This is a genomic window from Syntrophaceae bacterium (genome assembly GCA_013177795.1).
GTDB lineage: Bacteria > Desulfobacterota > Syntrophia > Syntrophales > UBA2192 > UBA2192.
On sequence record JABLXY010000001.1, the window covers coordinates 774,076 to 798,581 of the forward strand.

Sequence of the window (24,506 nt, forward strand, 5' to 3'; positions counted from 1 at the left end):
CGCTACCACCTTTTCCTCTTTCGAATGTAACTGCGGATCAGGATTGCGATCAAATCCACGCCCAGCACGAGGGCCACGAGGACGAGCACCGTCCCGTACTGGATCGCCCGCGTCTCCTCGATGTGCGTGCCCGCCGTCGCCAAGACATAGATGTGGAAGGGGAGCGCCATGACCTCGTCGAAGACCGACGTGGGCAGCTTCGCCGTGTAGAAGGCCGCCGCGGTGAACATGATGGGCGCCGTCTCGCCCGCCGCGCGGCCGATCCCGAGGATCGACCCCGTGAGGATCCCCGGCAGGGCGTTCGGCAGCACGATGCGGTAGATGGTCTGCCACTTCGAGACCCCGAGGGCCAGCGAGGCCTCGCGGAAGGTCGCGGGCACCGCCTTGAGGGCCTCCTCGGAGGCGCCGATGATCGTGGGCAGGATGAGGAAGCCCAGGGTGAGGGCCCCCGAGAGGATGCAGGAGCCGAACTGGAGGAACACGACGAAGAGCCCCAGGCCGAAGAGCCCGAAGACGATGGAGGGCACGCCGGCCAGGCAGTTCACGCCGATGCGGATGATCCGCACCAGAGGGCCCTGCTTGGCGTACTCGCTCAGGTAGATGGCCGACACGATCCCCAGCGGAAGCGCCACGGAGATGGCCCCGAGCGTGAGGTAGAAGGTGCCGACGATGGCCGGCATGATGCCGCCCTTCGTCATGGAGTCCCGCGGCGGCTCGGTGAGGAACTCCCAGCTGATCGCTTCCCAGCCGTGCAGGACGATGTAGACGATGAGCCCCCCCAGGGCGAGCGCGATGAGCGCGGCCGACAGGCGCACGACGGCGAAGAAGAGGCTCTGCTTGAGATACCTCCATCGAACCGAGGTCTGGGGGATGGCTGTCTGCATCGTGCGAATCCGTCGCTCTCCTACAGGGTCCCGGAGCCCACTTCCTTGAACTTGTTGGAAATGTAGTCCGCGACCAGGTTGAAGGCCAGGGTCAGGAAGAACAGGATGATGCCCGTTGCGAACAGGGCGTGATAGTGATCGCTGCGGAACGGCGCCTCGCCCATCTCGGCGGCGATGGAGGCCGGCATCGGCCTCACCGAGTCGAAGAGGCTCTCGGGGATGGCCGCCGCGCCGCCCGCCACCATGAGGACGACCATCGTTTCCCCGATGGCCCGGGCCATGCCCAGGATGACGGCCGTCGAGATGCCCGAAAGGGCCGAAGGGACGATGACGCGCAGGATCGTCTCCGATTTCGTGGCGCCGAGGGCATAGGAGGCCTCCTTGAACTCCCGGGGCACGGAGTAGAGCGCGTCCTCGGAGATGCTCGAGATGGTCGGGACGGCCATCAGTGCCAGCATGATCGAGGCGTTGACGATGTTGAGCCCCGTGGGCAGGTCGAAGGTGTCCTGCAGCCAGGGGGCGAGCACCACCATGCCGAAAAAGCCCAGGACGACCGAGGGCAGCCCCGCCAGCAGTTCGATGACAGGCTTGGCGATTTCCTTGACGGCCGGGGGTGCGATCTCCGAGATGTAGATGGCCGACAGGACGCCCAGGGGGACCGCGATGAGGGTCGAGAAGAACGTGACGATGAAGGAGCCCACGATGAGGGGCCAGATGCCGAACGACGGCGGGCTGAACGTGGGGTACCACTCGCTGCCGAACAGGAAGTCGCGGACGGGGACATGCTCGAAGATCGGGATCCCCTCGCGGAACAGGAAGGCCACGATGAGCGCCAGGATCAGGATGGACGCGCTGGCGAAGAGGAAAAAGACCCTCTTGATGATCAGCTCTTTGAACGATCTCGTCATGGCCCCGAAGCCCCCGGAATGTGACGGCAGGGGTCAGCCGCTTGCCGCATCGCGTCAAGCGGCTGCTCCCCTGCTTTCATACCGCAAAACGATGTCCGTGTAAACGGCCGCCGGCCCTCCGGTTCTACTGGATGGGCACGAAGCCCTCTTTCTTCACGATCTGCTGGCCTTCCTTGCCCTTGACGAAGTTGAGATAACCGGCCACGGCGCCCTTGGGCTCCCCATCGGTGTACATGTACAGGGGCCTTGCGATCGGGAAGCTGCCGTCCAGGGCCGTCTTGGCGTTTGCGGCCACGCCGTTGACCTTCACGGCCTTCACGCTCTTGTTGACGTAGCCGATGCCGATGTAGCCGATGGCGTAGCGGTTCTTCGAGACGGCCTGCACGACGGCGCCGCTCGAGGCCTGCAGCTGGGCCCGGGGGCTGACCTTCTCCTTGTGCAGGACCTTCTCCTGCCAGCTTTCGTAGGTGCCGGAACTCGTGTCGCGGGAGACGACGACGATCTGCATGTCCTTGCCCCCCACTTCCTTCCAGTTCCGGATCTTGCCCTGGTAGATGAGGCTGAGCTGCTCGATGGTCAGGTCCGAAACGGGGTTCGAGGGATGGACGATGGGCGTCAGCGCGTCGATGGCGATCTTGTGCATCACGGGGTTGACGCCCTTGGACTTGGCCAGCTCGATCTCCTCCTTCTTCATCTCGCGCGACGACATCGCGATCTGGGTGGTCTTGTCGATCAGGGCCTTGATCCCGTTGCCGGAACCGCCGCCGGAGATGGAGAGGTTGACGTCGGGGTTCTTCTTCATGTACGCCTCCGCCGTGGCCTGGCCGATGGGCAGGACGGTCGTGGATCCGTTCACCACGATGGTCTCCTTCGCCCATGCGGCCGTGCCCGCGAGCAGGAATGCGCACAACAGGCCTGCGGTGAGGATTCGAAACGTTCTCATCATGTGTTGCCTCCTTCGTAAAGTTTCTTGCATTCGATGCAGTCGGGCAAACCATAAGGCCTCATTGTTACAGTTTCATTACAGTTGCGTTAAAAATGCATGAAGAGACAGTCGACCGGCCCTCCCCGCATCGGTCCGCATCCCGGGAGGCACGAGGTTTAACACATTCGTAACCCCATCGTCATCAAACCGTCATCTCGCCCTTTTATATCTATCGCTTGCCGACCCGTGCGTCACCGGACAGCCATCCGTCATTGAGGGACGATCCATATGCCCGAGGAAATCCTCATCGTCGACGACGAAAGGGACATCGCGGACCTCCTGGCCTACAACCTCGAGCGGGAGGGCTTCGCGACCCGGAAGGCCTACGACGGCGAGCAGGCCCTGGAGGTGCTGCGGCGCAGCCGGCCTGCCCTCATCCTGCTGGACCTCATGCTGCCGGGCATCCCGGGTCTGGAGGTCTGCCGGCGCATTCGCAAGCACCCGGAGACGGCGGACATCCCGACCATCATGCTGACGGCGAAGGGCGACGAGTCGGACAGGGTGCTGGGGCTCGAGACGGGCGCCGACGACTACATCATCAAGCCCTTCAGCATCAAGGAACTCATCGCCCGAATCCGGGCCGTTCTTCGCCGGGCGGCCGCCGCCGGCGAGGGACCGGGGCAGCCCGAGAGATTCCGGTTCAGGGGCCTGTCCATCGATTTCCGATCCTACGAGACGAGCATCGACGGCCGGATCATCGACCTGAGCCCCATGGAGTTCAGGCTCCTCACGTTCCTGTGCCGCAGCCCGGGCCGTGTCTTCAGCCGGGACCAGATCCTCGACCGTGTCTGGGGCATCGACGCCTTCGTCGAGCCCCGAACGGTGGACGTGCAGATCCGGCGGCTCCGCGCCCGCATCGAGAAGAACCCCGAAAAGCCCGAGTACATCCATACCGTGCGGGGCGTGGGATACAAATTCGCCGAAACGGAGCCGGACGGGCCTTCCTGAAGGGCAGCCCTGAAATCACTCACCGCTTCCCGCGAGAGGGGTGGTCCCTCTGCGGTGGATTTTGCGGGCTCCGGTCGACGACTCCCGAACCCCATCCAGGATGCCCCTCGGGACGGCGGGGCGGAGAGAAGCACCGGGCGGGATCTTACCGCCGATCCCCGATTTTCGCCGCGATGGCCCGGGTGAACAGGAAAGCGAGAATCAGGGAGGGGATTGCGATGATGTAGAGGGTCAGGAAGAAAACCCGGTAGAAGTGGTCGAGCGACGCATCGACCCGGGCCAGGGACCGGGACAGGCGTATGTAGCCCGTGACCCGGCCGTTTTCTTTCTTGGCCAAGGCGACGTAGAGCATATTCTGGCGAAGCGAGTTGCTGAACCGCGAGGCCTTGCCGCTTCCCGTTTCCTGCGCCTGACGGATCTCAGGACGGTCAAGGTGGCTGTCCATCATCGCAACGTCCGCCTCGGAGTCGGCCGTGACACGGCCCGCCGCATCCACGAGGGTCAGCCTGACGTTCAGGGCGGACGCGATCTCCGGGACCCTCTGCTGGAGGCTGTCATCGGGCAGCACGGCGAGGGTTTTCGCCATCGAGAGCATCTCCTCCTCAATGCCCCTCGTCATGAGCTCCGCGATCCGCGGGGTGAGGAAAAAATCGAGAACGGCCAGGGACAGCAGGATCAACACGAGATAGGATGCGAACACCTTGAGGAAAAGCATGCGCTTCATTTTCTCACCCCTGCCGTCCTGTCGTGCATGCGCACACCTTAATCGGAAACGCCGACTTTTTCAAACGAAAACAGGCCACCCCGGGTCGCTTGCCGTGTCATCAAACTTTAACCCTCCCGTCATCGCCCCGTAACACGGGCGGTCTATACCTCACCCCGTCACGCATCTTCCGGGGCGCCCCGGGAGAGCGAATGCACGCCGAACGGGGGTTCCCATGGTCCAGATCGAAGCGCGCTCCCTGGCACTGGGCTACGGCAGGCGGACGGTCCTGCCCGACGTCAACCTCAAGATCCGCAAGGGCGAGTTCGTCAGCATCATCGGCTGCTCGGGCGCCGGGAAATCGACCCTGCTCATGTCGCTCAACGCCGGCGTGCGCATCTTCGGCGGCGAGCTCCACGTCCTGGGCGAGCCGGTGCACCGGATCTCCAACTCCGCCCTCAAGCGGCTCCGCGCCCGGATCGGGACCATCTTCCAGAGCTTCAACCTCGTCAAGCGCCTCACCGTCGTCGACAACATCGCCAGCGGGATGCTCGGCCGGATGTACCTGCTGCCCGCGATGATCAAGTACTACACGCCGCGCCAGTACGACCGGATCTGGGAGTACATGCGCATCGTCGGCATCGAGGCCGCGGCCCTGCAGCGCTGCGACCAGCTCTCGGGGGGGCAGATGCAGCGCGTGGCCATCGCCCGGGCCCTGGCCCAGGAGCCCGAGATGATCCTGGCCGACGAGCCGATCTCGTCGCTCGACCCCGTGAGCGCCCGGCGCGTCATGGACACCCTCAAGGCGGTCAACGAGAGATACCGCATCACCATCGTCTCCAACCTGCACCAGCTCGACTACGCCCGGGACTACTGCACGCGCATCCTCGGGATGCGCGACGGCCGGATCGTCTTCGACGGCGCCCCGGCGGCCCTGACCGACGCCGCCGTGCGGGAGATCTACAACGGGGCCGGCGCGCACGAAAGCGAGAAGAGCCCCGAGAGAGCATTCGTCTGCCGCCCCTTCGCACCCGGGGCGGTCGTGAACGCCTGACCCGACAGCAGGGTCGCCCACCATCAAGAAGGAGGAAACCCCATGCGCATCAAGAGACTCGTCGCCACCCTGGCCCTTGCGGCCTTCGCCCTGCTCGCCGCCGGCGGGCCCGCGCCCGCCGCCCCGCCGGCCGACTGGCCCAAGAAGCTCGTCTTCGGGATCATCCCGACCGACTCCTCGGCCAACATCACCGAGCGGTTCGACAACCTCGTGAAGTACCTCGAGAAGAAGCTCGGCGTGCCCATCGAGGTCAAGGTGGCCACGGACTACGCCGGCGTCATCACGGGCATGCAGTTCAAGCACATCGACTTCGCCTACTTCGGGCCCAAGTCCTACGTCGAGGCCGCCAAGCGCGCCAACGCCGAGGCCTTCGTCATCGAGGTCGCCAAGGACGGCTCGAAGGGCTACCACGGCCTCATCGTCACGAAGAAGGGCTCCGGCCTCAAGAGCATCGCCGACCTGAAGGGAAAGACCTGGGCCTTCGTGGACCCGAACTCCACGAGCGGCACTCTCGTGCCCTTGGTCTACTTCCTCGAGGAGCTGAAGATCGACCCCGAGACGTACTTCTCGAAGGTCATCTACTCGGGCAGCCACGAGGCCTCGATGATCGCCGTGAAGACGGGCCGGATCGACGGCGCCTCGACCAACGACCTGGACATGGCCCGCGGCGAGGGCAAGCAGTGGAATGCCGAGAAGGACTTCGAGATCATCTGGAAGTCGAAGCTCATCCCCGCGGCCCCCATGGCCTACCGCAAGGACCTGCCCGCCAGCCTGAGGAAGGCCCTCGCCGACGCCTTCGTCGCCTACGACGACAAGGCAGGGCTCGAGCAGATCAAGATCAGGGGCTACGTCCCCGCCTCGGACAAGACCTTTGACGCCATCCGGGAGCTGATGGAAGTCCAGAAGAAGATGAAGAAGTAACGCCGCGCCTCTCTGTCCGCGCAGCCAGAGCGGGGCGGGGCGCCCGCGGGTCCCCCGCCCCCCTCCTCCGAAACGCATGTCACTGGCCGAGATCAAGAGAAAGACCAACCCCTTCAGCGCCTTCAACCTCGTCATCGCGCTGTCGGCGCTGATCGTCGTCACCTGGAGCTGGCACTCGACGCAGATGAGCGTCACGGCCCTGCTCGAGGGCTGGCGCAACATGGTCGTCTACATCGCCGGCAACCCGGAGCTGGCCGACAGCGGGTTCTTCCCGCCGAGCCTGAAGGGCCCGAGCCTGCAGCGCTACCTCGTCTCGATGCTCGAGACGGTGCAGATGGCGATCCTCGCGCTGATCCTCTCGGTGGTGATCGCCTTCCCGCTCGCGTTCCTCGCCTCCCGCAACACCCTGGAGATCATGATCCCGGGCACGCAGTTCGCCTCCCGGGCGCTCCGGAAGGCGCTGTACACGGCGATCCGGTTCTTCGCGAACCTCTCGCGCTCGATCAACGAGCTCGTCTGGGCGCTGATCTTCGTCTCCGCCGTGGGGCTCGGCCCCATGCCGGGCATCCTCGCTCTCGGCGTCCACACCTCGGGGGTGCTCATCAAGCTCTTCTCCGAGGGCATCGAAAACGTGCAGCCCGAGCCGGTGACGGCCCTCATGGCCACGGGCGCCGGGGCGGTCAAGGTCATCCGCTACGGCGTCATCCCCCAGATCACGCCCTTCTTCGTCTCCATGACCCTCTACCGCTTCGAGTCCGACGTGCGCTCGGCGACGATCCTCGGGTTCACCGGCGCCGGCGGCATCGGCGTCTACCTCTACGACAAGCTCCGCAGCTACGAAAACCAGGACGTGACGACCATCCTCATCGTCATCGTCGTCACCGTGGCGCTCGTCGACCGCCTGAGCGCCGTGATCCGCAAGAGGTACACATGACCATGGACGGGCGGCTCATCCAGGACCTGGAGATCCGGGAGGCCCGGGCCGAGGACCTGCCGGCGATCATGCCCCTCTTCGGGCAGCTCGGCATGGACGACGGGCGCGTGCTCGACGACGCCGAGGCGCGGCGCCTCTTCGAGAAGATGCGGCGCTACCCCGACTACCGCCTCTACATCGCCCTGCTCGACGGGCAGGTCCTGGGCGCCTTCGCCCTGCTCGTCATGGACAACCTCGGCCACCTCGGGTCCCCCTCGGGCATCGTCGAGGACGTCGTCGTCCGCGAGGGCTGGCGCGGCCGGGGGATCGGGGCGGCCATGATGCGCTTCGCCATGGGCCTGTGCCGCAAGAAGCAGTGCTACAAGATGGTGCTCTCGAGCAACCGCAACCGCGGCGACGCCCACCGGTTCTACCGGTCCCTCGGGTTCGAGACGCACGGCTACAGCTTCGGGGTGGAGATCGAGCCATGAAACCGCAGACCCCCGCCGCGGACGTCACCCTCGCGGACTGCATCATGCACCTGCCCGAACAGGCCGTGCGGAGACTGCTCGGCCTCGTGGCCGAGGAGGCCGTCCGCGTCGTGCGGGGCCCCCTGACGGGGCTCGTGATGATGTCGGCCCTGGACTCCTTCGAGTTCCCGTTCCACCTGGGCGAGGTCCTCGTCACGGAGGCCGAGGTCGACTACGGGGGATGCCGGGGCTGGGGGATGGTGCTCGGCGATGATGCCGACCGCGCGATCGCCCGGGCGGCGGTGGAGGCGATCGGCGCCTCGCCGAACCGGGCCCTGCTGGCGCGCGTCAACCGCCTCCTGGCCGCGGAGAGCCGGAAGCTCGAGGCCCGCAGGAAGCGTGCGGCTTCCCTGATCGCCGCGACCCGCGTGGACTTCGAGACCATGAAGAGGACCTGACATGCGGACAGCCGGCACAGAGATGATCGCCCAGCGCGCGTTCCGCCGGCTCCTGCAGGCCATGAGCCGGCCGGGGCGGGTCTTCGCGCTCCCGCCCGCGGCGGTTGACGGCCGCTGGGGGCCGATGCTCACGCTGCTCGAGAGCCTGCTCGATCACGAGGTCAGCTTCGCCGTCATCGGGGACGAAGGGCCGCAGGGCCTGGGGCCGCTCATCGCGGAGCGGACGCGGAGCCGCGTCGCGCCCCCCCGCGAGGCGGACTTCCTCATCGTCGCCGGGGGCGACAGCGGGGGGGAAATCCTCCGGGCCAGGCGGGGGACGCTCCAGTACCCCGACGCGTCGGCCACCGTGGTCTACCGGGTGCAGTCGCTGCTCCTCGCCGAGGGGAACGGGCCCCGCGTGACCCTCAGCGGGCCCGGCATCCGGAAGGAGATCCGGCTGGGCGAGATCCGGGGGCTCGCGCCCGGCGAGCTGGGCCGGCTGCGCGAGGCCAACGCGGAGTTCCCCCTGGGGGTGGACGCCGTCTTCATCGACGACGCGGGGCGGATCCTGTGCATCCCCCGCTCGACCCGCATCCGCCTTTTGGAGGGCTGACATGGGATACGTGGCCGTCAAAGGCGGCATCGATGCCATCGAAAACGCCTGCAAGGCGTTCCAGTTCGAGCGCCTGAAGGGGTCGTCGGCCCCCCTGGGGGTCGACCAGATCCGGGAGCAGCTCTTCCTGCTCGTCGACCGCGTGATGGGCGAAGGGTCCCTCTACGCACCGGAGCTGGCGGCCCTGGCCGTCCGGCAGGCCGCGGGCGACACCCTGGAGGCGGCCTTCCTGCTGCGCGCCTACCGGACGACACGGCCCCGGCTGGGCTACTCGGTCCCGCAGCCGTCGGACCGGATGCGCGTCGTCCGCCGCATCTCGGCCGCCTTCAAGGACGTCCCGGGGGGCCAGGTCCTCGGCTCGACGAACGACTACACCCTGCGCCTGCTCAACTTCGACGTCGCCGAGGGCTCCCGGATCCGCAAGATGCGGCTCGTCGGCGAGCTGCTGCGCGGCGCGGCCTCCGCCGAGCCCCTGCCCGACACCTTCCCGCGGGTCATCGACATCCTGCGCCGGGAGAACCTGATCGCCGAGGCCCCGCGGCCGCCGGCGGCCGACGCGCCCTTCGACGTGACGAAGGACTCGCTGCAGTTCCCCGCGCCGCGGAGCGCGGCCCTGCAGACGCTGGCCCGCGGCGAGACGGGGGGGCTGCTGCTGCTGGCCTACTCCAACATGCGCGGCTACGGCAACATCCACCCCACCATCGGCGAGCTGCGCGTGGGGTACCTGCCGCTGACCGTCCGGCACCCCCTGACCGGGGAGAGCTACACGGCGGGCGAGGTCAAGGTCACCGAGGCGGAGATCCTCGCCAAGTTCACCGACATCACCGACGGGCCGCGCTTCACCGTCGGCTACGGGCTGTGCTTCGGGCACAACGAGGTGAAGGCCATCGCCATGGCCATCCTGGACCGCTCCATCCAGTCGGCGCAGGGCGCGTCCCCCTCGGAGGACGGCGAGTTCGTCCTGTCCCACGTCGACGGGATCGAGTCGATGGGGTTCTGCAACCACTGGAAGCTCCCCCACTACGTCGACTTCCAGTCGGACCTCGACCGCCTGCGGAGGGCGAAGGAGATCTATGACGCTCAGCGAGTGGATCAACAGAAAAAGACATGACGGCGGCGCCGGCCGGCTCGACTACAACTACGCCTTCCTCGACGAGGTGTCGAAGCGGGAGATCCGCCGCAAGATCCTGAAGGCCGTGGCCATCCCGGGCTACCAGGTGCCCTTCGGCTCGCGGGAACTGCCCGTGGCCCGCGGCTGGGGGACGGGCGGCATCCAGATCACGCTCTCCATCGTCCTGCCCGAGGACATCCTCAAGGTCATCGACCAGGGCTGCGACGCCAGCGTGAACGCCGTCAACATCAAGCGCTTCGTCAACGTGGTGACGGGCGTGCAGATCACGACGGACACGCGCGAGGCGACCCTCATCCAGACGCGCCACCGCATCCCCGAGGAGCCCATGACGGAGAGGCAGATCCTCGTGCTGCAGGTCCCCTACCCCGAGGCCCTGCGGGAGGTGGAGCCCTCGGAGGCGGTCACGCGGCGGATGCACGCCGAGGCCGACTACAGCCGCATGTGGCTCTTCCTCTACGAGGACATCGTGCAGTTCAACGAGATCACCATCGGCTACCGCTACCCCGTGACGGTCAACGGCCGCTACATCATGGACCCGAGCCCCATCCCCCGGTGGGACATCCCCAAGCTGCACATGGCCGAGACGCTGTATCTCTTCGGGGCGGGCCGCGAGAAGCGCATCTACGCCATCCCGCCGTACACGAGCGTCGTGCCGCTCGAGTTCGAGGACTACCGGTTCCGGGTGGAGGACTTCCAGGGGAGGGCCTGTGAGCGCTGCGGCGCGACGGACACCTACCTCGACGAGATCATCGACGACGTGTCGGGCCGGCGGCTCTGGTTCTGCTCGGACACGGGGTACTGCGACAAGAGGTGCCGACGATGAAGCCGCTCCTGGAGGTGCGCGGGCTCACGAAGATCTTCGGCGAGGGGTGCGGGCACTGCCTGCCCGGCGGCGTCCCCGCCGGCGAGGGCAACCGCTGCGGGCGCTGCGGCTCCGTGACGGCCTGCGGCGGCATCTCCCTCGAGGTCTACCCCGGCGAGGTGCTGGGCGTGGTGGGCGAAAGCGGCTCCGGCAAGAGCACGCTCGTGCGGCTCATCCACTTCGAATACGAGGCCACGGCGGGGGCCGTCTTCCTGCACAACGGCGGGGACGGGGGCGAGCCGCAGAACCTCCTGCGGCAGAGCCCGTTCCGCCGGCGCCAAGTCCGCAGCCGGCACATGGGGATCGTCTACCAGAACCCCGCCCTGGGCCTGCGGATGCAGGTGAGCGCCGGCGGCAACGTCGCCGAGAAGCTCCTGGCCGCGGGCTGGCGCAATGTCGCCGCGATCCGCCGGCGCGCCGCCGACCTGCTCGGGCGCACGGAGATCCCCGTCGAGCGGATGGACGAGCCGCCGGCGAACTTCAGCGGCGGCATGCAGCAGCGCGTGCAGATCGCCAAGGCGCTCTCGAACAACCCGCAGGTGCTGCTGCTCGACGAGGTGACGACGGGGCTCGACCTCTCGGTCCAGGCCCGCGTGCTCGACCTCATCCGCAGCCTCCAGCGCGACCTGGGCATCGCGATGATCGTCGTCTCCCACGACCTCGGCGTCATCCGCGTGCTGTGCGAGCGCACGCTCGTCATGCGCCACGGGCGGGTCGTGGAATCGGGGCTGACGGACCAGATCTTCGAGGACCCGCAGCACCCCTACACGCAGCTGCTGGTCAGCTCGCAGCTGTAGGGAGACGGCAAAGGGCAGAGGGCGAAAGGCGAAGGGGAAAGGGAATCCCGGCCATGCTGGAAGTCAACAACCTCTCCAAGACGTTCACGGTCCACATCCTTGGCGGCAAGGTCATCGAGGGCTTCGGCGGCGTGTCCTTCCGCGCGGCGCCGGGCGAGTTTCTCGGCCTGGCGGGCCGCAGCGGCTCGGGCAAGAGCTCCGTGCTCAAGTGCATCTACGGGACCTACCTGCCCACGGCAGGCGAGATCTGGTTCGACTCGGCGGGGGGCGGCGGGCGGATCAACCTCGCCGCCAGCGACGAGCAGACGATCCTCGGGGTGCGCAGGCGCGAGATGGGCTACGTCTCCCAGTTCCTCCGGGTCATCCCGCGGGTGGCCGCCGTGGACGTCGTCGCCGAGCCGTTGCTCAGGCGGGGCACGGACCCGGCCGAGGCCCGCAGCCGCGCCGCGGCGCTGCTGGAGCGCCTCGCCATCCCCGCCCGGCTGCACGACGCCTACCCCGCCACCTTCAGCGGCGGCGAGCAGCAGCGGATCAACATCGCCCGGGCCGTGATCTGGGAGCCCCGCCTGCTACTGCTCGACGAGCCGACGGCCTCGCTCGACCGGGCCGCCCGGCAGACGGTGCTGGCGCTCTTCCGCGAGCTCAAGGAAAAGGGGTCCTGCCTGGTCGGGGCCTTCCACGACCTGGCCTCCCTGGAGGCCCTGGCAGACCGAATGTTCAGCCTCGACAACGGGGTGCCCGGCCATGCGTGAGATGTGCGACTGCGTGATCGAAAACGCCCGCGTCGTGACCCCGGCGGGGATCCTCGAGGGCTCGGCGCTCGCCGTCCGCGCGGGGCGCATCGACCGGGTCGGCCCGGCGCCCGCGGCGCCGGGGTGCCGGCGGATCGACGCCGGCGGCGCCTGGCTCATGCCCGGCTTCATCGACCTGCACAGCGACGCCCTGGAGAAGGACCTCGAGCCGCGGCCCAACACCCGCTTCCCCCTCGACATCGTCATCGTCGAGCTCGACAAGAAGCTCGCCGCCTGCGGCGTGACGACCATCTTCCACGCCGTCTCCTTCGCCGAGGGCGAGATCGGCGTGCGCAGCAACGAGCAGGCCGCCGCGGTCATCGAGCGCATCGCCGAGCTCGCCCCGCGCCTGACCGTCGACACCCGCATCCACGCCCGCTTCGAGATCACCGACGAGGCGGCCGTGCCCCGGCTCGAGACGCTCCTGAGGGCCGGGAAGATCCACCTGCTGTCGCTCATGGACCACACGCCCGGTCAGGGGCAGTTCCGCGAGGCGGCGGCCTTCGAGACCTACTACCGGCGCGTCTACGGCAAGGACAAGGCGGAGGTCGACGAGATCATCGGGCGCAAGCTCCGCGCACAGCAGCAGGCGGCGGCGCGGCTCGAGCACATGACGGGGCTCTGCCGGTCGCTGGGCATCCCCATGGCCTCCCACGACGACGACTCGCGGGAGAAGGTCCGCTGGCTGCGGGACCGCGCCGTCGCGATCTCCGAGTTCCCCGTCAACATGGAGGCCCTGCGGGCCGCGAGCGACTCGGGCCTTCACGTCTGCCTCGGCGCCCCGAACGTCCTGCGCGGCGCCTCCCAGGGCGGCAACCTCAGCGCCCGCGCGGCCATCGAGGCAGGCTACGGCGACATCCTGTGCTCCGACTACGCCCCCATGACGATGCTGCACGCCGTCTTCACCCTCGAGGCGCTGGGGCTCGCGCCCCTGCACGAGGCCGTCAACATGGTCAGCCTGCGGGCGGCGCGGGCCGTGGGCATCCACCGCGACAAGGGATCGCTGGAGGAGGGCAAGGCGGCGGACCTCGTCCTCGTGGAGCGCACCGACGGCGTGCCGCGCATCCGCAAGACGTTCGTCGCCGGACAGGAGGTGTTTTCCACGTGCCCGCGATAGGCGCCAAGATCGACGAGGTCCGCGTCGACGGGCAGCTGGACCGGTTCCGGCGGGACCTCGACTATTTCCGCGGCCTGGGGATCGGCGCCGTGGAGATCCCCGTCCACGGCCTCGACGCCATCGTGCACGGCCGGCTCGACCGCACCCGCACCGCGGAAGTCCGGGACATCCTGCGCGGCCGCGGCTTCGCCTGCAGCGTGCACGCGCCCAACCCCCTGAACCTCATGGACCGGGACCACGGCGCCCTGCACGGCCGGGTGTTCCGGGCGAGCCTGGAGTTCGCCTCGGAGATCGGCTCGGGCGTCGTCGTCTACCACGCGGGCCGCTTCACGGCGGAGGAGGCCTTCGCCGACCCCGCCCGCGCGCCCCTCTCGGAGAGGGACCGGGAAATCCTCCTCGACCGCGAGGCCTGCGCCATCCGGGACATGGCGGACGAATTCCCCGGCGTCTGCATCTGCATCGAGAACGCCCGCCCGTACCTCCACCATTCCCCCTACTGCTACGGGGAGTTCCCCGGGGCGCTGCGCGAGATGGTGCTGCGGATCTCCCGGCCCAACGTGCGGGTCAACCTCGACACGGGGCACCTCTACATGGCCGCCCGGTTCCACGGCTTCGACCCCGTCGCGGCGGCCCGCGACCTGGCGCCCCTCGTCGCGCACGCCCACGTCCACGACAACTTCGGGCTGGCGATCCGCCACACCGAAAAGCAGCAGACCCACCTCGTCCCCTTCGGGCGCGGGGATGCCCACATGCCCGTGGGCCGGGGGGAGGTCCCCGTCGCGCAGATCCTGGGCGCCTTCATCGGCGACTACCGTGGGATGCTGATCACGGAGCTGCGCGACCGGTACTTCCACGCGACGGGGGAGTCGGTCGAGGCCATCCGGCGGATCGTCGAGGGCCTCACCCGGCCCGGCGCCGATGCCTCCCGCGGCACGCCGCGCGCGCCCGCTCTTTGCGATTGACAGCCCGGCCGCTTTCCCTTACCGTGGGAGGCGGCGAGCATGGGACACGAAGCGACCAAGACGGTGAACCTGGCCCTCCAGGGCGGAGGGGCCCACGGGGCCTTTGCCTGGGGCGTGCTGGACCGGCTCCTCGAGGACGGCCGGATCGCGATCGAGGGGATCTCGGCGACGAGCGCGGGGTCCCTGAACGCCGTGGCCTACGGCTGGGGCGCGATGCGCGGGGGCCCCGAGGGGGCCCGGAAGGCCCTGCACGACCTGTGGTGGGAGGTGAGCAAGGCGGGCCTGTTCTTCAGCCCGGTCCGCCGCTGGCCCCTGGAGAGATTCTGGCCCGGCGTCTCGGCGGCGCTCTCCGCGCTGGGCTTCCGCATCTTCGAGACCTGGACGAGGGTCCTGTCGCCCTACCAGTTCAACCCCCTGGACTTCAACCCCATCCGGGAGATGCTGCGCAACTGCATCGACTTCGAGGAGCTCGTCCGCTGCGACTGCGTCGATTTGTTCATCAGCGCGACGAACGTCCGCACGGGCCAGGTCCGCGTGTTCCGCAACGAGGAGATCACCCCCGAGGTCGTCATCGCCTCGTCGTGCCTGCCCTTCCTCTTCCAGGCCGTGGAGATCGACGGCGAGCACTACTGGGACGGGGGCTACATGGGCAACCCCTCGCTCTTCCCCCTCTTCTACTACACGAAGTCCCGCGACATCGTGATCGTGCACATCAACCCCCTGCGGCGGGAGACGATCCCGAAGACGGCCGCGGAGATCGAGAACCGCCTCAACGAGATCACCTTCAACGCCTCGCTGCTCAAGGAGCTGCGCGCGATCGCCTTCGTCGTCAAGCTGCTGGAGGAGCAGTGGCTGCGCGAGGAGCGGCGGGGCGAGCTCAAGCACGTGCTGGTGCACTCCATCCGCGCCGACGAGGCGCTCAAGGACCTCGGCGTGGCGACCAAGTTCGTCAGCGACTGGTCGTTCCTCACGGACCTGCGCGACCGGGGCCGCGAGACGGCGGCGCGCTGGCTCGAGGAGAACTACGGGCACATCGGGAGGCGCTCGAGCGTCGACCTGCGGAAGGAGTTCCTCCAGCGCGGCTCTGACAGGCCCCTTGCCCGGACGACGTGACCGACAAGAAAAGGGACGTTGTTTCCCAATTGGAATCACTTCCATCGTCAACGCTCTGCGTCGAGTTATTCCAATTAGGAAACAACGTCCCTGATTTTACAGCAGCCTTGCTCCCATTTCGGCGACTTGCGATCTCTCCCCCTTGAACAGCGTGACGTGGCCGGCGATCTCCTCGTCCTTGAGGTGCTCGACGAGATAGCTCAGGCCGTTGCTGCTCGCGTCGAGGTAGGGGTGGTCGATCTGCTCGGGGTCGCCCGTGAAGACGATCTTCGTGCCCTCGCCCACGCGGGTGATGAGCGTCTTGATCATGTGCGGCGTGAGGTTCTGCGCCTCGTCGCAGATGATGAACTGCCTGGGGATGCTGCGGCCCCGGATGTAGGCGAGCGCCTCCATCTCGAGGATGCCGCGGTCCATGAGGTGCTCGATGATCCGGTGCGGCTCGGGGTTCGCGCTGAAGATGAACTCCAGGTTGTCGTAGATGGGCTGCATCCAGGGCCTGAGCTTCTCCTCCTTGGAGCCCGGGAGGAACCCCAGGTCGTTGCCCAGCGGGATGACGGGCCGGGTGATAAGCAGCCGCGAGTAGCTCTTCTGCTCCATGACCTTCTCGAGGCCGACGGCGATGGCCAGCAGCGTCTTGCCCGTCCCGGCGCGGCCCACGAGGGTCACGACGCGGACCTGGTCGTTGAGCAGCAGCTCCAGGGCGAAGCGCTGCTCCTTGTTGCGGGCCTTGATGCCCTGGTTGGTGCTCTCCCCGTGGACGAGCGACCGCAGCTCGCCCCGGAAGTACCGGGCCAGCGCGGACTGAGAGGACGAGGCGTGGTTCTTCAGCACGAAGAACTCGTGGGGCCTGCCGGGGCATCGGCCGTTCATCGCGAGGCGCCCCTCCCGGAAGAAGGCGTCCATCTCCTCCGCCGTCACGTCCACGACGCCGGCGCCCGTGTAGAGCTCGTGGTAGTTGACCTTGTCGCTGTAGAAGTCCTGGGCGGGCACGCCCATGACGTCGGCCTTGACCCGGAGATTGAGGTCCTTCGAGACGAGGAAGACCCGCCCGGGCAGCTGGCGGTTCAGGGTGCAGGCCACGGCGAGGATGCGGTTGTCCGTCTTGTGGGGGTCGAACCCGGCGGGGAAGTCCGCCACGGCGTCCTGGTGGTTGAGCTCGATGCGCAGCCGCCCCCCCGAGGGCAGGGGCACGCCCGTGGACAGGCAGCCCGACTCGCGGAGCTTGTCGAGCTCCTGCGACACGACGCGGGCGTTGCGGCCGATCTCGTCCTGGCGCCGCTTCTGGTTGTCGATCTCCTCGATGACGGCCATGGGGATGACGATCTGGTTGTCCTCGAAGGCGAACAGGGCCCCGGGGTTGTGCAGCAGCACGTTGGTATCCAGGATGTACGTCTTGATCATGGGCTCAGACTCCTCCGTCGCAGCGGCGGCCGGGCGCCCTCGGCCGCAGGGGCGCAGCGGAGGGGGTGCGGCCCGGCCGGGTCGCGGCAATAGTTGTCCTTTCGGGTGGAACGGGTGTCGGCCGCAAGCGGGCCGGTTGGGAGGGTTCTTGGGGTTGATCCGATTGCAGGATATCCTCCTGTCTGTCACGCCGGTCCCTGCGGCGCTCGGATGATGGAATACTCGAAATGCCTGTGCCCGAGCCCGGGGCCCCTGCCGTAGTAGTGCCACTTCGGGAAGTTGAAATCCGAGGTGACCGAGCGGGGCAGCAGGAGCACGGCCTTGAGAAAGGCCTCGAGATCCGGCACGTTGTATATGTTCAACTCATATCCCCAGCGCTCCAGCTTGTCAAGGATTTCCTGCTTGTCGGGCGCCTTCCAGTTGATCGAGAATCGGTTGACCCCCCATCCCTGCAGCACGTCGAGAACGGCCAGGGCCTTGGGCGGCGCCCCGAGGACGAGAGGCACGAGAAAGTCGATGGGGCACTGGATGACGGCCCCCGGGAAGGCCTCCGCGAGCCTGCGGAACCCCGCCTCGCGAAGCACCTCGACCATGCCGTTGAACCACAGGCGCCGGTCCGGCAGGCCCTGGGCCTTCAGGACCGCCAGGACGCGGTCGAGAAGCGCGCCGTTCTCCTTGAGGTCGAGCTTGATCGACTTGCCGCCCGCCCGGACGCGCTCGAGGATGTCCTCGAGGTCCATCAGGGGCTCGCCGGGTTCGAGGGGTACGTCGTCGAAGGAATCGTTGCGCAGGACGACCCTTCGGCCGTCCGGGTCGAACCGGACGTCGCACTCGGCCCACTCGATGTTCGAGGCGAGGAACTGCCGCAGGTTCGCCGCGTCGTTGACGCCGTGCCAGACGAACTGCACGTGGCGCGGCAGGGCCCGCTCGGGCACGAGCTCCGTGATGTCGTAGTCCCGCCCCGCCACCGACCGCGCCGGCAGCTGCGCCCGCCGGGACCGGAAGATCGTGTGGGCGTGCAGCAGGAGGATCTCGCCGCCCGGGTCCGCCCCGGCGACGGCCTGCAGGTTCTCGGGCTCGTTGTCCACGAAGGCGATCACGCGGTAGCCGTCCTTGCGGAAGCGGCGGATGCCCTCGAGCTTCTCCTCGACGACCCCCTCGCCCCAGGCGCGGCGGTTCATGCAGAGGTGCTCGCTGCGGAAGTGCACCTTGTACTCCCGGCCGATGTTGTTGAGCGACAGGAGCGTCTCGCGGCGGATCGACTCGGGGCGGCCCGTGTTGAGGCCGACGTGGGTCCGGGGCTGGATCTGGAACCACCGGATGACCTCCATGACGCCCGCGAAGGGCCGGTGGGAGCGCAGGATCCCCTCGGGCGACCAGCAGCGCCCGGCGTACCAGGCCAGGACCTCGTCCCGCAGCGTCCCGCTGATGCCCATCGACTCGAGGAGCCGGTCCACCTGGCTTTCGTTGACCCGGATGTCCTCGACGGCCAGCTCGCGGAACCACTCCGTGCCGTGCGCACGGTCGTAGGACTGCAGGGCGTAGTGGATCATGTGCCGGGAATCGAGGATCGTGCCGTCGATGTCGAAGAGGATCATGAGCTCGTCCCCGGGGTGGCGGCGGCGCATGCGGTCGTAGTGATCGGAGAGCCGTTTCATCCAGGACGTGCTGCTTGTCTCCATTCCCTTTTTCCCCTGTCCGTGCGAACCCCGCCGACGCGGCTAGACCCGGTCGCGGTGCACGAAGAAGTCCAGCGTCGACCCCGTGACCCGGCTGCGGCCGGTGTAGAGAAAGAAGACCAGCCACAGGCCCTGCAGGAAGAGGATCATGCAGGGGTCCCACAGGATCCCGAGGGCGGGGCCGAGATCGACCGCCGGGGCCGTCCCGGCGGGCACCAGCGCCGCGATCGCGCCGGCGTACGCGACGGCCGCGACGTTCATCTTCTGGTAGGCCGATATTCTGCCGTGCCCCCGGAAATCGGCCCGGAGGAACTCGGAGACGAAACGCCAGACCTGGGTCGCGGCGACGGTGACCAGGAAGGCCGCCTCGAAGCGCGACGCCAGGAACAGCACGGCGCCCGCGAGCCCCGCCGCGCAGTTGATGACGGCCGAGAGGGCCTGCACGGGGACGACCCTCTGCCCGTCGAGGCCGCTCTCGTAGGCGATCTTCTTCGTCTTGCCCGTGAAGGTGAAGCACCAGCGCCCGAGACGGTCCCGCACGGCGGGCCCGAAGTCCGCAAGCGGCCGGCCGTAGCAGCAGCCGAAGCTCACGCAGGCGAGCCGCCCGACCCCCTCGCCGAAGGCGTAGGCGACGGCGACGGCGGCGATGACGGGGAAGACGGGCATGGGCCACCCCGTGACGGCCTCGGCCCCGCGGACCAGGAACGGGGCCGCCAGGATGCCCACGAAGGAGGCCCCGCCGACGGTGAACGTGAAGCTCTTGCCCTCGATGAGCCGCGCCAGGAGCTTCGACGCGGGGGCGCAGAGCAGCAGCGTGGCGGCCAGCAGCGCGAGGGCCGCCGTGCGGGGGACCCCGACGGCCGCCGTCAGGACGAGGTAGACGGCGGCGGCCAGCACGTAGGCGCAGGCGCTGAAGAACCCGTACCAGGTGAGGTTGAGGCCGGACCAGTTGCCGCCGGCCTGCTTGCGGAGCGGCACGGCGGCCAGGATCTGCCAGCTCTCCCCCGGCAGCGCCCGGAAGGCCCACCGGAAGAGCACCGCGAGGATCACGGCCAGCGATGCGATGAAGATCGTCTCGGTCATGTCATCCGCCTTTCTGCCCGCTCGGTCCGGCCTCGACGGCCCGGCCGATGGCCGAGCGCACCTTCACGTCCGTCTCCACGAGGGCGAGGCCGAAGGCGCGCGTGAAGCGGCTCTCGGCCCGGCGGTCGCAGCGGTTGCGGACGAGGTCGCCGGAGAATTGCACCCGGCCGCGCTGGAACAGGACGATGTCGGTGCTGCTGCCCGGGTGGTAGAGGCTCTTGGGGCATCCCCTGCGGAGGAACATGCCCGGCCGGATGCGCGAGGCGTGCCGGTACTGCTCCTCGCTGTAGCACTGCGTGATGCCGCCGATCATCAGGGCCGCCACCTCGATCATCGCCACGAGCCCGGCCTGCGTGCCTCCCGGCACGTCGGTGTCGATGACCGTCACGACGCGCTTGTTCTTCGAGTAGGGGGTCACCAGGGCGATGACGGCGCCGGGGTTGCAGGAATGGTAGGCGCCGTCGATCTCGTAGTAATCCACGACGAGGCCCGCCGCGGGCGTGTGGTTGTAGTGGTACTTCTCGGGCGTGAGCCGGCAGATCACGAAGTCCCCGTCGCGGAAGGCCTCGAGCCACCGGCCCTTCTCCGGGCCCAGGAGCTCCGCGTAGTCGAAGAACTTGCCCTTGACGCACAGGCCCGAGCACTCCGAGAACGAGCCGAGGAGGGCCTTCGAGTCCGCCGGGGACACGACGGCCAGCGGGTCGGAGGGCATGGGCCGGCACTCCCAGTACCGGATCTTGCGCTCGAAGATCTTGCGGGGCGTGTCCAGCGTCGCCGGGGGATCGAGGCACTCCCGCAGGTCGATGCCGCAGGCCTTGAGGAAACCGCCGCTGCCGGTCAGACGCCCGCCGAGGAAGAGGTCGTAGTTGACGAAGCCGAGGATGCGGGACATGCGGCTGCCCGTCACGGCGCGGAACAGGGCCGGCGCCCGCTCCCGGAGCGAGCCGTACACGAACCGGATCACGGCGTCCCCGTAGAGGCTCTCCGTGAGGGTCCTACTCGTTTCCCGCTCGATATACTGGTGGGTCGTGGTCATGGATCCCGTCCTTCGCAAGGGTGTGGCCGCACTCGGCCTTCACGAGGGCGATGTGGGCGATAAGCACGAAGATCAGGCGGCGCAGGGTTTCCGGGGGGAGCCGCTCCTCCAGCGCATCGGCCCGCACGCGGGCAAGAAACTCCGACGGCCCCTGCCCGGCGAGCACGGACCGCAGGGCCCTGTGCACGGCCGGGGCGTGGATGCCCCGCCGGTCGGACCCCGGCAGGTCCTCCGCCAGAAACCCGAAGGCCTCCTCCATGTGGCGCCGGCGCAGGTCCTCCCGGTAGTAGCGTTCGGCGGCGCGGTTGAACTCGTCGCTGTCGAGGTCGAAGGGGGACCGGATGCCCGCCGCGGTGCAGATGCCGCGGGTGATCCTGCCCTCCGCCGAGAATGCCCCCGGCTCCTCGACCCTGCGGCGCAGGTCGTCCAGGGTCGTGCGCAGCCCCATCATCTCGACGAGCCCGGCGCCGTCCTCCGCGAGGACGTCGACGAGGGCCCTGCGGTACTCCCGGTTGTGGACCCGCAGGTAGCCCGGGTAGCGGCGGCTCGGGCGGACTCGCGCCGTCCGCCCGATGATCCGCTTCAGGAAGAGGTTGCCCGAATCGGACCGGACGAAGAAGGTCGGGATGCCCACGGCCGTCCCGAAGATCACCTGCCTGCGCTCGCTCTCGATGAAGGGGTCGTCGGGGATGTGGGCGTGGCTCACGCGCCCCTGGGCGATGTAGAGCATGGCGAGGGCCGTCACCAGGTTCTGCAGGTCGACGGCCCGCCCCATGTCCCCGGCGAAGCTCTCGAAGAGGCTGTACTGCCGGCCCTCGAAGCCGGAGAAGCCCATCACGGACTGCTCGCGCAGCTTGTACAGCAGGTAGAGGGACATCTTCGTGCTGAAGACGCCCAGGTCGGCGAGGTCCTTCTTCAGGCGGTCGCTGTTGCCGATCGAGCCGTTGAGCGCCGGGCTGCGCTCGGTGCTCATCAGGGAGACGAGGTAGTCGATGAGGCGGAAGTCGGGCACGAAGTCCCCGCGGAGCCCCAGGACGGTGCCGAGAGCCCGGTCGATCCACTCGGGCCCGAAGGGGGTCACGGGACGGCCGAAGACCTTGATCCTCGCCTTCTTCTTCCAGCGGCGCCAGAACATCCGCAGGTGCGTGTAGTCGATCTCGTGGGGCAGGTAGCCCAGCACCCGCTCGGGGTGGAAGTCGGCGAAGTCGATGCGGTAGGGCGCGGCGCTGTAGGCGCCCACGAAGAGCGGCATGAAGTGCTCCACGATCTTGATGACCAGGTCGCCCACGAACTTCTCGTGCAGCCGCGTGTAGCCCGTGCCGCCCTGGGAAAGCAGGGCCGTGAGCTTGCGGCTCCCGAGGCTCACGTGGGTGCCGTTGTTGGCGAGGCTGATGTTCGAGAGGTTGGGCAGCACGGCCAGGTTGTTCGTCAGGATGCCCGCCTCGCGGAGCTTCTTGACGGCGTTGAGCTGGCTGCGGCTCAGGACCTCGTGGCACAGGTGCATGTAGTCGTGCTTCGCCTCGCCCCGGTCCCAGCCCGACAGGCAGGGGTTCATGAACAGCTCGCGGTAGAAGGCGTCGGAGATGCTCTCGTTGAGCCTCTTCTGCCGCACGGGCGGGTGCGGCGACAGGAACACCATCGCCCGCTGCCCCGTCTCGCCCAGGCGGAACTTCCCGTCGGCCCAGGCCATGAGCAGCTGGGTGAGCAGGAAGCGGGTCGCCGTCTCGGCGGCCACGGCCCGTCCCATGCCCCTCGAGGGGTGCAGGAGACCCACGTAGAAGGAGTAGGTCTCGGGGGAGGTGTTGTCGCACAGGAAGTGGTCCGTAAAGTCCATGCCCGCGTCGCGGATGGCCGGCGGCGTGTCGGGCCGGTCGCTCACGACGTCGACCAGCGCCAGCTTCAGCAGGTAGCTGATGGGGACGCGGATGCACTCCTCGCCGCTGTCGGTGAAGCAGAACTTGTGCGCGTCGGAGCGGAGCCCCGCGGCCCGCCTCTTCTTGTCGGCCAGCAGGTCCGTCCGGAAGACCGCCTCCGCGGCGGGGCTCAGGGCGCGGCGGGGGAAGCGGACCCAGCTGTTCTCCCAGACCTTCTCGAGATTGCCCTCGAGGTACCTCTCGAGATCGGCCACGGCCTTGCGCGGCGCGTCGCCGGCGGCGGCCCGGCGCCGGATGTTCGAGTAGTAGTTTGACTGTTCGATCAGGAGCGGCAGGTCGACGTCCCTGCGGCTTCCCATGACGACGGCCTGGAGCTCCGACTCGGCCCCGGCCGTCGTGTCGCCGACCGCGAAGGGCAGCGTCGCGAGAAGGGCGTCGGGCGTGCGCCGGTCGATGCGCATCCGGTCCGCCATCTCGTCCATCGACAGGTTCAGCTCCTGCACCGGGGCAGGCCCGAGCGGGCCTGCCGACTCGAGCAATCGGCTCATCGCGTTCTACCTCCCTTCCCTGTCCGGCACGGTTCGACGGTCATCCCTCCGGCCCGCGGGGTTCGGGGCCGCGGCCCTTCTGACCCGGGATTCCTCCTCGGCCTTGCACTCGATGCACACCGTCGTCACGGGGTTCGCCATCAGCCGCTCGAACGCGATCGCCCCCCCCGCAGCGCTCGCAGTCGCCGTATGAGCCCCTCTCGATCCGGACGAGGGCCCCCCGGAGCGACAGCAGCAGCAGCCGGTCCCGCTCGCGGATCGCGAGCTCCAGGCTCGTGTCGGATTCCGATGCGGCCAGGTCGTAGGGATCGGGAGTCGAGTCGGCACCCTTCTTGAGGGCATGGATGCTGCGGTTGATGCTGTCCTGCAGGGCGCGGACATGCTCGGCGAGACGTCGCTTGATGATGTGGAGCTGCCGTTTCCCCATCGGGGATTCCCCGTCCTCCGTGCGGCCCGCCGGGATGCGCGGGCACCGGGTTACGGGGTGAACGATAACCCCTCAATATTACGATCACATGACGGGACCGTGAAGAATCGATGAAGATTGGGCGGGACCCCGGCCCTCAGCGCTCGGCGAACTTGTAGCCGATGCCGCGGACTGTAAGGATGTAGGCGGGGCTGTTCTCGTCGCGCTCGATCTGGGACCGGAGGCGCCGGATGTGCACGTCGACGGTGCGGGGCTCGACGAAGGACTCGTCGCCCCAGACCTTGTCCAGGATCTGGTCACGGCTGTAGACGCGGCCGGGGTTCTGGGAGAGAAAACGCAGAAGCTTGAACTCCGTGGGGCTCAGGGTCACCCTGCGTCCGTCGACGGTGACCTCGTAGGACCGCATGTCGATCCGGAGCCCCTTGAACTCGAAGACCTCGGGCTTCTCGGGCCGCGCGCCCGCCGCGGAGCGGCGCAGGACCGCCCTGATGCGCGCCACGAGCTCCTTCACGCCGAAGGGCTTCGTGACGTAGTCGTCGGCGCCCACCTCGAGGCCGAGGATCTTGTCCAGCTCCTCGCCCTTCGCCGTGAGCATGATGATGGGCACGGCGGCCGTCTCGGCGTCCCGGCGGAGCCGCTTGCAGACCTCGAGCCCCTGGATCCCGGGCAGCATGAGATCGAGCACGACGAGATCCGGCCTCTTCGCCCGCACGAGCGCGAGGGCCTTCTCCCCGTCGAGCGCCTTGAGGACCTCGTATCCCTCCTTCTCGAGGTTGTAGGCCACGAGGTCGACGATGTCTTTCTCGTCGTCCACGATCAGGATTCGGGGACCCATGGGCAATCCTCTC

25 protein-coding genes are annotated in these 24,506 nt (G+C 68.2%); 14 read left to right on the forward strand and 11 right to left on the reverse strand.

Annotation, left to right across the window (positions count from 1 at the left end; translation table 11 throughout):
• Window positions 1-2: 2 nt before the first annotated feature.
• The 3 genes from pstA to HPY67_03575 form a co-directional block, all read right to left on the reverse strand.
• Complete coding sequence (gene pstA, locus HPY67_03565; GenBank protein ID NPV03791.1) at window positions 3-884, reverse strand: phosphate ABC transporter permease PstA; 882 nt, start codon at window positions 882-884, stop codon at window positions 3-5.
• Window positions 885-904: 20 nt separating this feature from the next.
• Window positions 905-1,792, reverse strand: coding sequence for a phosphate ABC transporter permease subunit PstC (pstC, locus tag HPY67_03570; protein NPV03792.1), 888 nt, complete (start codon window positions 1,790-1,792; stop codon window positions 905-907).
• Between the two features lie 124 nt (window positions 1,793-1,916).
• The gene (locus tag HPY67_03575; protein ID NPV03793.1) at window positions 1,917-2,735 is read right to left on the reverse strand and encodes a phosphate ABC transporter substrate-binding protein; all 819 of its coding nucleotides are present in this window, start codon (window positions 2,733-2,735) and stop codon (window positions 1,917-1,919) included.
• Between the two features lie 270 nt (window positions 2,736-3,005).
• On the opposite strand from HPY67_03575, the gene HPY67_03580 reads away from it, so the two are divergent.
• Entirely contained in the window at window positions 3,006-3,725 is a 720-nt protein-coding gene (locus HPY67_03580; GenBank protein NPV03794.1) for a response regulator transcription factor, read from the forward strand.
• 145 nt (window positions 3,726-3,870) lie between these two features.
• Here the strand turns inward: HPY67_03580 and HPY67_03585 are convergent, their stop codons facing one another.
• On the reverse strand, window positions 3,871-4,449 hold the full coding sequence (locus HPY67_03585) for a hypothetical protein (protein ID NPV03795.1): 579 nt from the start codon (window positions 4,447-4,449) through the stop codon (window positions 3,871-3,873).
• Window positions 4,450-4,663: 214 nt separating this feature from the next.
• Here HPY67_03585 and phnC point away from each other — a divergent pair, with 214 nt between their 5' ends.
• The 13 genes from phnC to HPY67_03650 all read left to right on the forward strand — a co-directional run bounded on the left by phnC (window position 4,664) and on the right by HPY67_03650 (window position 15,610).
• The gene (gene phnC, locus HPY67_03590; GenBank protein NPV03796.1) at window positions 4,664-5,482 is read left to right on the forward strand and encodes a phosphonate ABC transporter ATP-binding protein; all 819 of its coding nucleotides are present in this window, start codon (window positions 4,664-4,666) and stop codon (window positions 5,480-5,482) included.
• Window positions 5,483-5,524: 42 nt separating this feature from the next.
• On the forward strand, window positions 5,525-6,403 hold the full coding sequence (phnD, locus tag HPY67_03595; GenBank protein ID NPV03797.1) for a phosphonate ABC transporter substrate-binding protein: 879 nt from the start codon (window positions 5,525-5,527) through the stop codon (window positions 6,401-6,403).
• 76 nt (window positions 6,404-6,479) lie between these two features.
• Complete coding sequence (gene phnE / locus HPY67_03600; protein ID NPV03798.1) at window positions 6,480-7,337, forward strand: phosphonate ABC transporter, permease protein PhnE; 858 nt, start codon at window positions 6,480-6,482, stop codon at window positions 7,335-7,337.
• A gap of 2 nt (window positions 7,338-7,339) precedes the next feature.
• Entirely contained in the window at window positions 7,340-7,807 is a 468-nt protein-coding gene (locus tag HPY67_03605; GenBank protein NPV03799.1) for a GNAT family N-acetyltransferase, read from the forward strand.
• Complete coding sequence (locus HPY67_03610) at window positions 7,804-8,244, forward strand: hypothetical protein (GenBank protein ID NPV03800.1); 441 nt, start codon at window positions 7,804-7,806, stop codon at window positions 8,242-8,244. The genes HPY67_03605 and HPY67_03610 overlap by 4 nt, the downstream gene beginning before the upstream one ends.
• A 1-nt stretch (window position 8,245) precedes the next feature.
• Entirely contained in the window at window positions 8,246-8,836 is a 591-nt protein-coding gene (phnH, locus tag HPY67_03615) for a phosphonate C-P lyase system protein PhnH (protein ID NPV03801.1), read from the forward strand.
• A gap of 1 nt (window position 8,837) precedes the next feature.
• On the forward strand, window positions 8,838-9,947 hold the full coding sequence (locus HPY67_03620; protein NPV03802.1) for a carbon-phosphorus lyase complex subunit PhnI: 1,110 nt from the start codon (window positions 8,838-8,840) through the stop codon (window positions 9,945-9,947).
• Window positions 9,910-10,791 (forward strand): alpha-D-ribose 1-methylphosphonate 5-phosphate C-P-lyase PhnJ, encoded by an 882-nt coding sequence (locus HPY67_03625; protein ID NPV03803.1) that lies wholly within the window; start codon window positions 9,910-9,912, stop codon window positions 10,789-10,791. Before HPY67_03620 ends, HPY67_03625 begins: the two co-directional genes overlap by 38 nt.
• Window positions 10,788-11,627, forward strand: coding sequence for an ATP-binding cassette domain-containing protein (locus HPY67_03630; protein NPV03804.1), 840 nt, complete (start codon window positions 10,788-10,790; stop codon window positions 11,625-11,627). Before HPY67_03625 ends, HPY67_03630 begins: the two co-directional genes overlap by 4 nt.
• Before the next feature lie 53 nt (window positions 11,628-11,680).
• Window positions 11,681-12,379, forward strand: coding sequence for a phosphonate C-P lyase system protein PhnL (gene phnL, locus HPY67_03635; GenBank protein ID NPV03805.1), 699 nt, complete (start codon window positions 11,681-11,683; stop codon window positions 12,377-12,379).
• Complete coding sequence (gene phnM, locus HPY67_03640; protein NPV03806.1) at window positions 12,372-13,535, forward strand: phosphonate metabolism protein PhnM; 1,164 nt, start codon at window positions 12,372-12,374, stop codon at window positions 13,533-13,535. Before phnL ends, phnM begins: the two co-directional genes overlap by 8 nt.
• Complete coding sequence (locus tag HPY67_03645; protein NPV03807.1) at window positions 13,523-14,497, forward strand: sugar phosphate isomerase/epimerase; 975 nt, start codon at window positions 13,523-13,525, stop codon at window positions 14,495-14,497. The genes phnM and HPY67_03645 overlap by 13 nt, the downstream gene beginning before the upstream one ends.
• Before the next feature lie 39 nt (window positions 14,498-14,536).
• Window positions 14,537-15,610, forward strand: coding sequence for a patatin-like phospholipase family protein (locus HPY67_03650; GenBank protein ID NPV03808.1), 1,074 nt, complete (start codon window positions 14,537-14,539; stop codon window positions 15,608-15,610).
• Window positions 15,611-15,706: 96 nt separating this feature from the next.
• On the opposite strand, the gene HPY67_03655 is transcribed toward HPY67_03650, so the two are convergent.
• The 7 genes from HPY67_03655 to phoB form a co-directional block, all read right to left on the reverse strand.
• Window positions 15,707-17,011: a PhoH family protein gene (locus HPY67_03655; GenBank protein NPV03809.1), complete on the reverse strand. Its 1,305-nt coding sequence runs from the start codon at window positions 17,009-17,011 to the stop codon at window positions 15,707-15,709.
• 185 nt (window positions 17,012-17,196) lie between these two features.
• Window positions 17,197-18,693: a hypothetical protein gene (locus tag HPY67_03660; protein ID NPV03810.1), complete on the reverse strand. Its 1,497-nt coding sequence runs from the start codon at window positions 18,691-18,693 to the stop codon at window positions 17,197-17,199.
• 39 nt (window positions 18,694-18,732) lie between these two features.
• Window positions 18,733-19,773, reverse strand: coding sequence for a prolipoprotein diacylglyceryl transferase (locus HPY67_03665; GenBank protein ID NPV03811.1), 1,041 nt, complete (start codon window positions 19,771-19,773; stop codon window positions 18,733-18,735).
• A gap of 1 nt (window position 19,774) precedes the next feature.
• Complete coding sequence (locus HPY67_03670; GenBank protein NPV03812.1) at window positions 19,775-20,809, reverse strand: phosphatidylserine decarboxylase; 1,035 nt, start codon at window positions 20,807-20,809, stop codon at window positions 19,775-19,777.
• Complete coding sequence (locus HPY67_03675; GenBank protein NPV03813.1) at window positions 20,769-23,231, reverse strand: hypothetical protein; 2,463 nt, start codon at window positions 23,229-23,231, stop codon at window positions 20,769-20,771. Before HPY67_03675 ends, HPY67_03670 begins: the two co-directional genes overlap by 41 nt.
• A 6-nt stretch (window positions 23,232-23,237) precedes the next feature.
• Window positions 23,238-23,372, reverse strand: coding sequence for a hypothetical protein (locus HPY67_03680; protein NPV03814.1), 135 nt, complete (start codon window positions 23,370-23,372; stop codon window positions 23,238-23,240).
• A gap of 422 nt (window positions 23,373-23,794) precedes the next feature.
• Window positions 23,795-24,493 carry a phosphate regulon transcriptional regulator PhoB gene (gene phoB, locus HPY67_03685; GenBank protein NPV03815.1) on the reverse strand — a complete coding sequence of 233 codons (699 nt, stop codon included), beginning with the start codon at window positions 24,491-24,493 and terminating at the stop codon, window positions 23,795-23,797.
• Window positions 24,494-24,506: the final 13 nt, after the last annotated feature.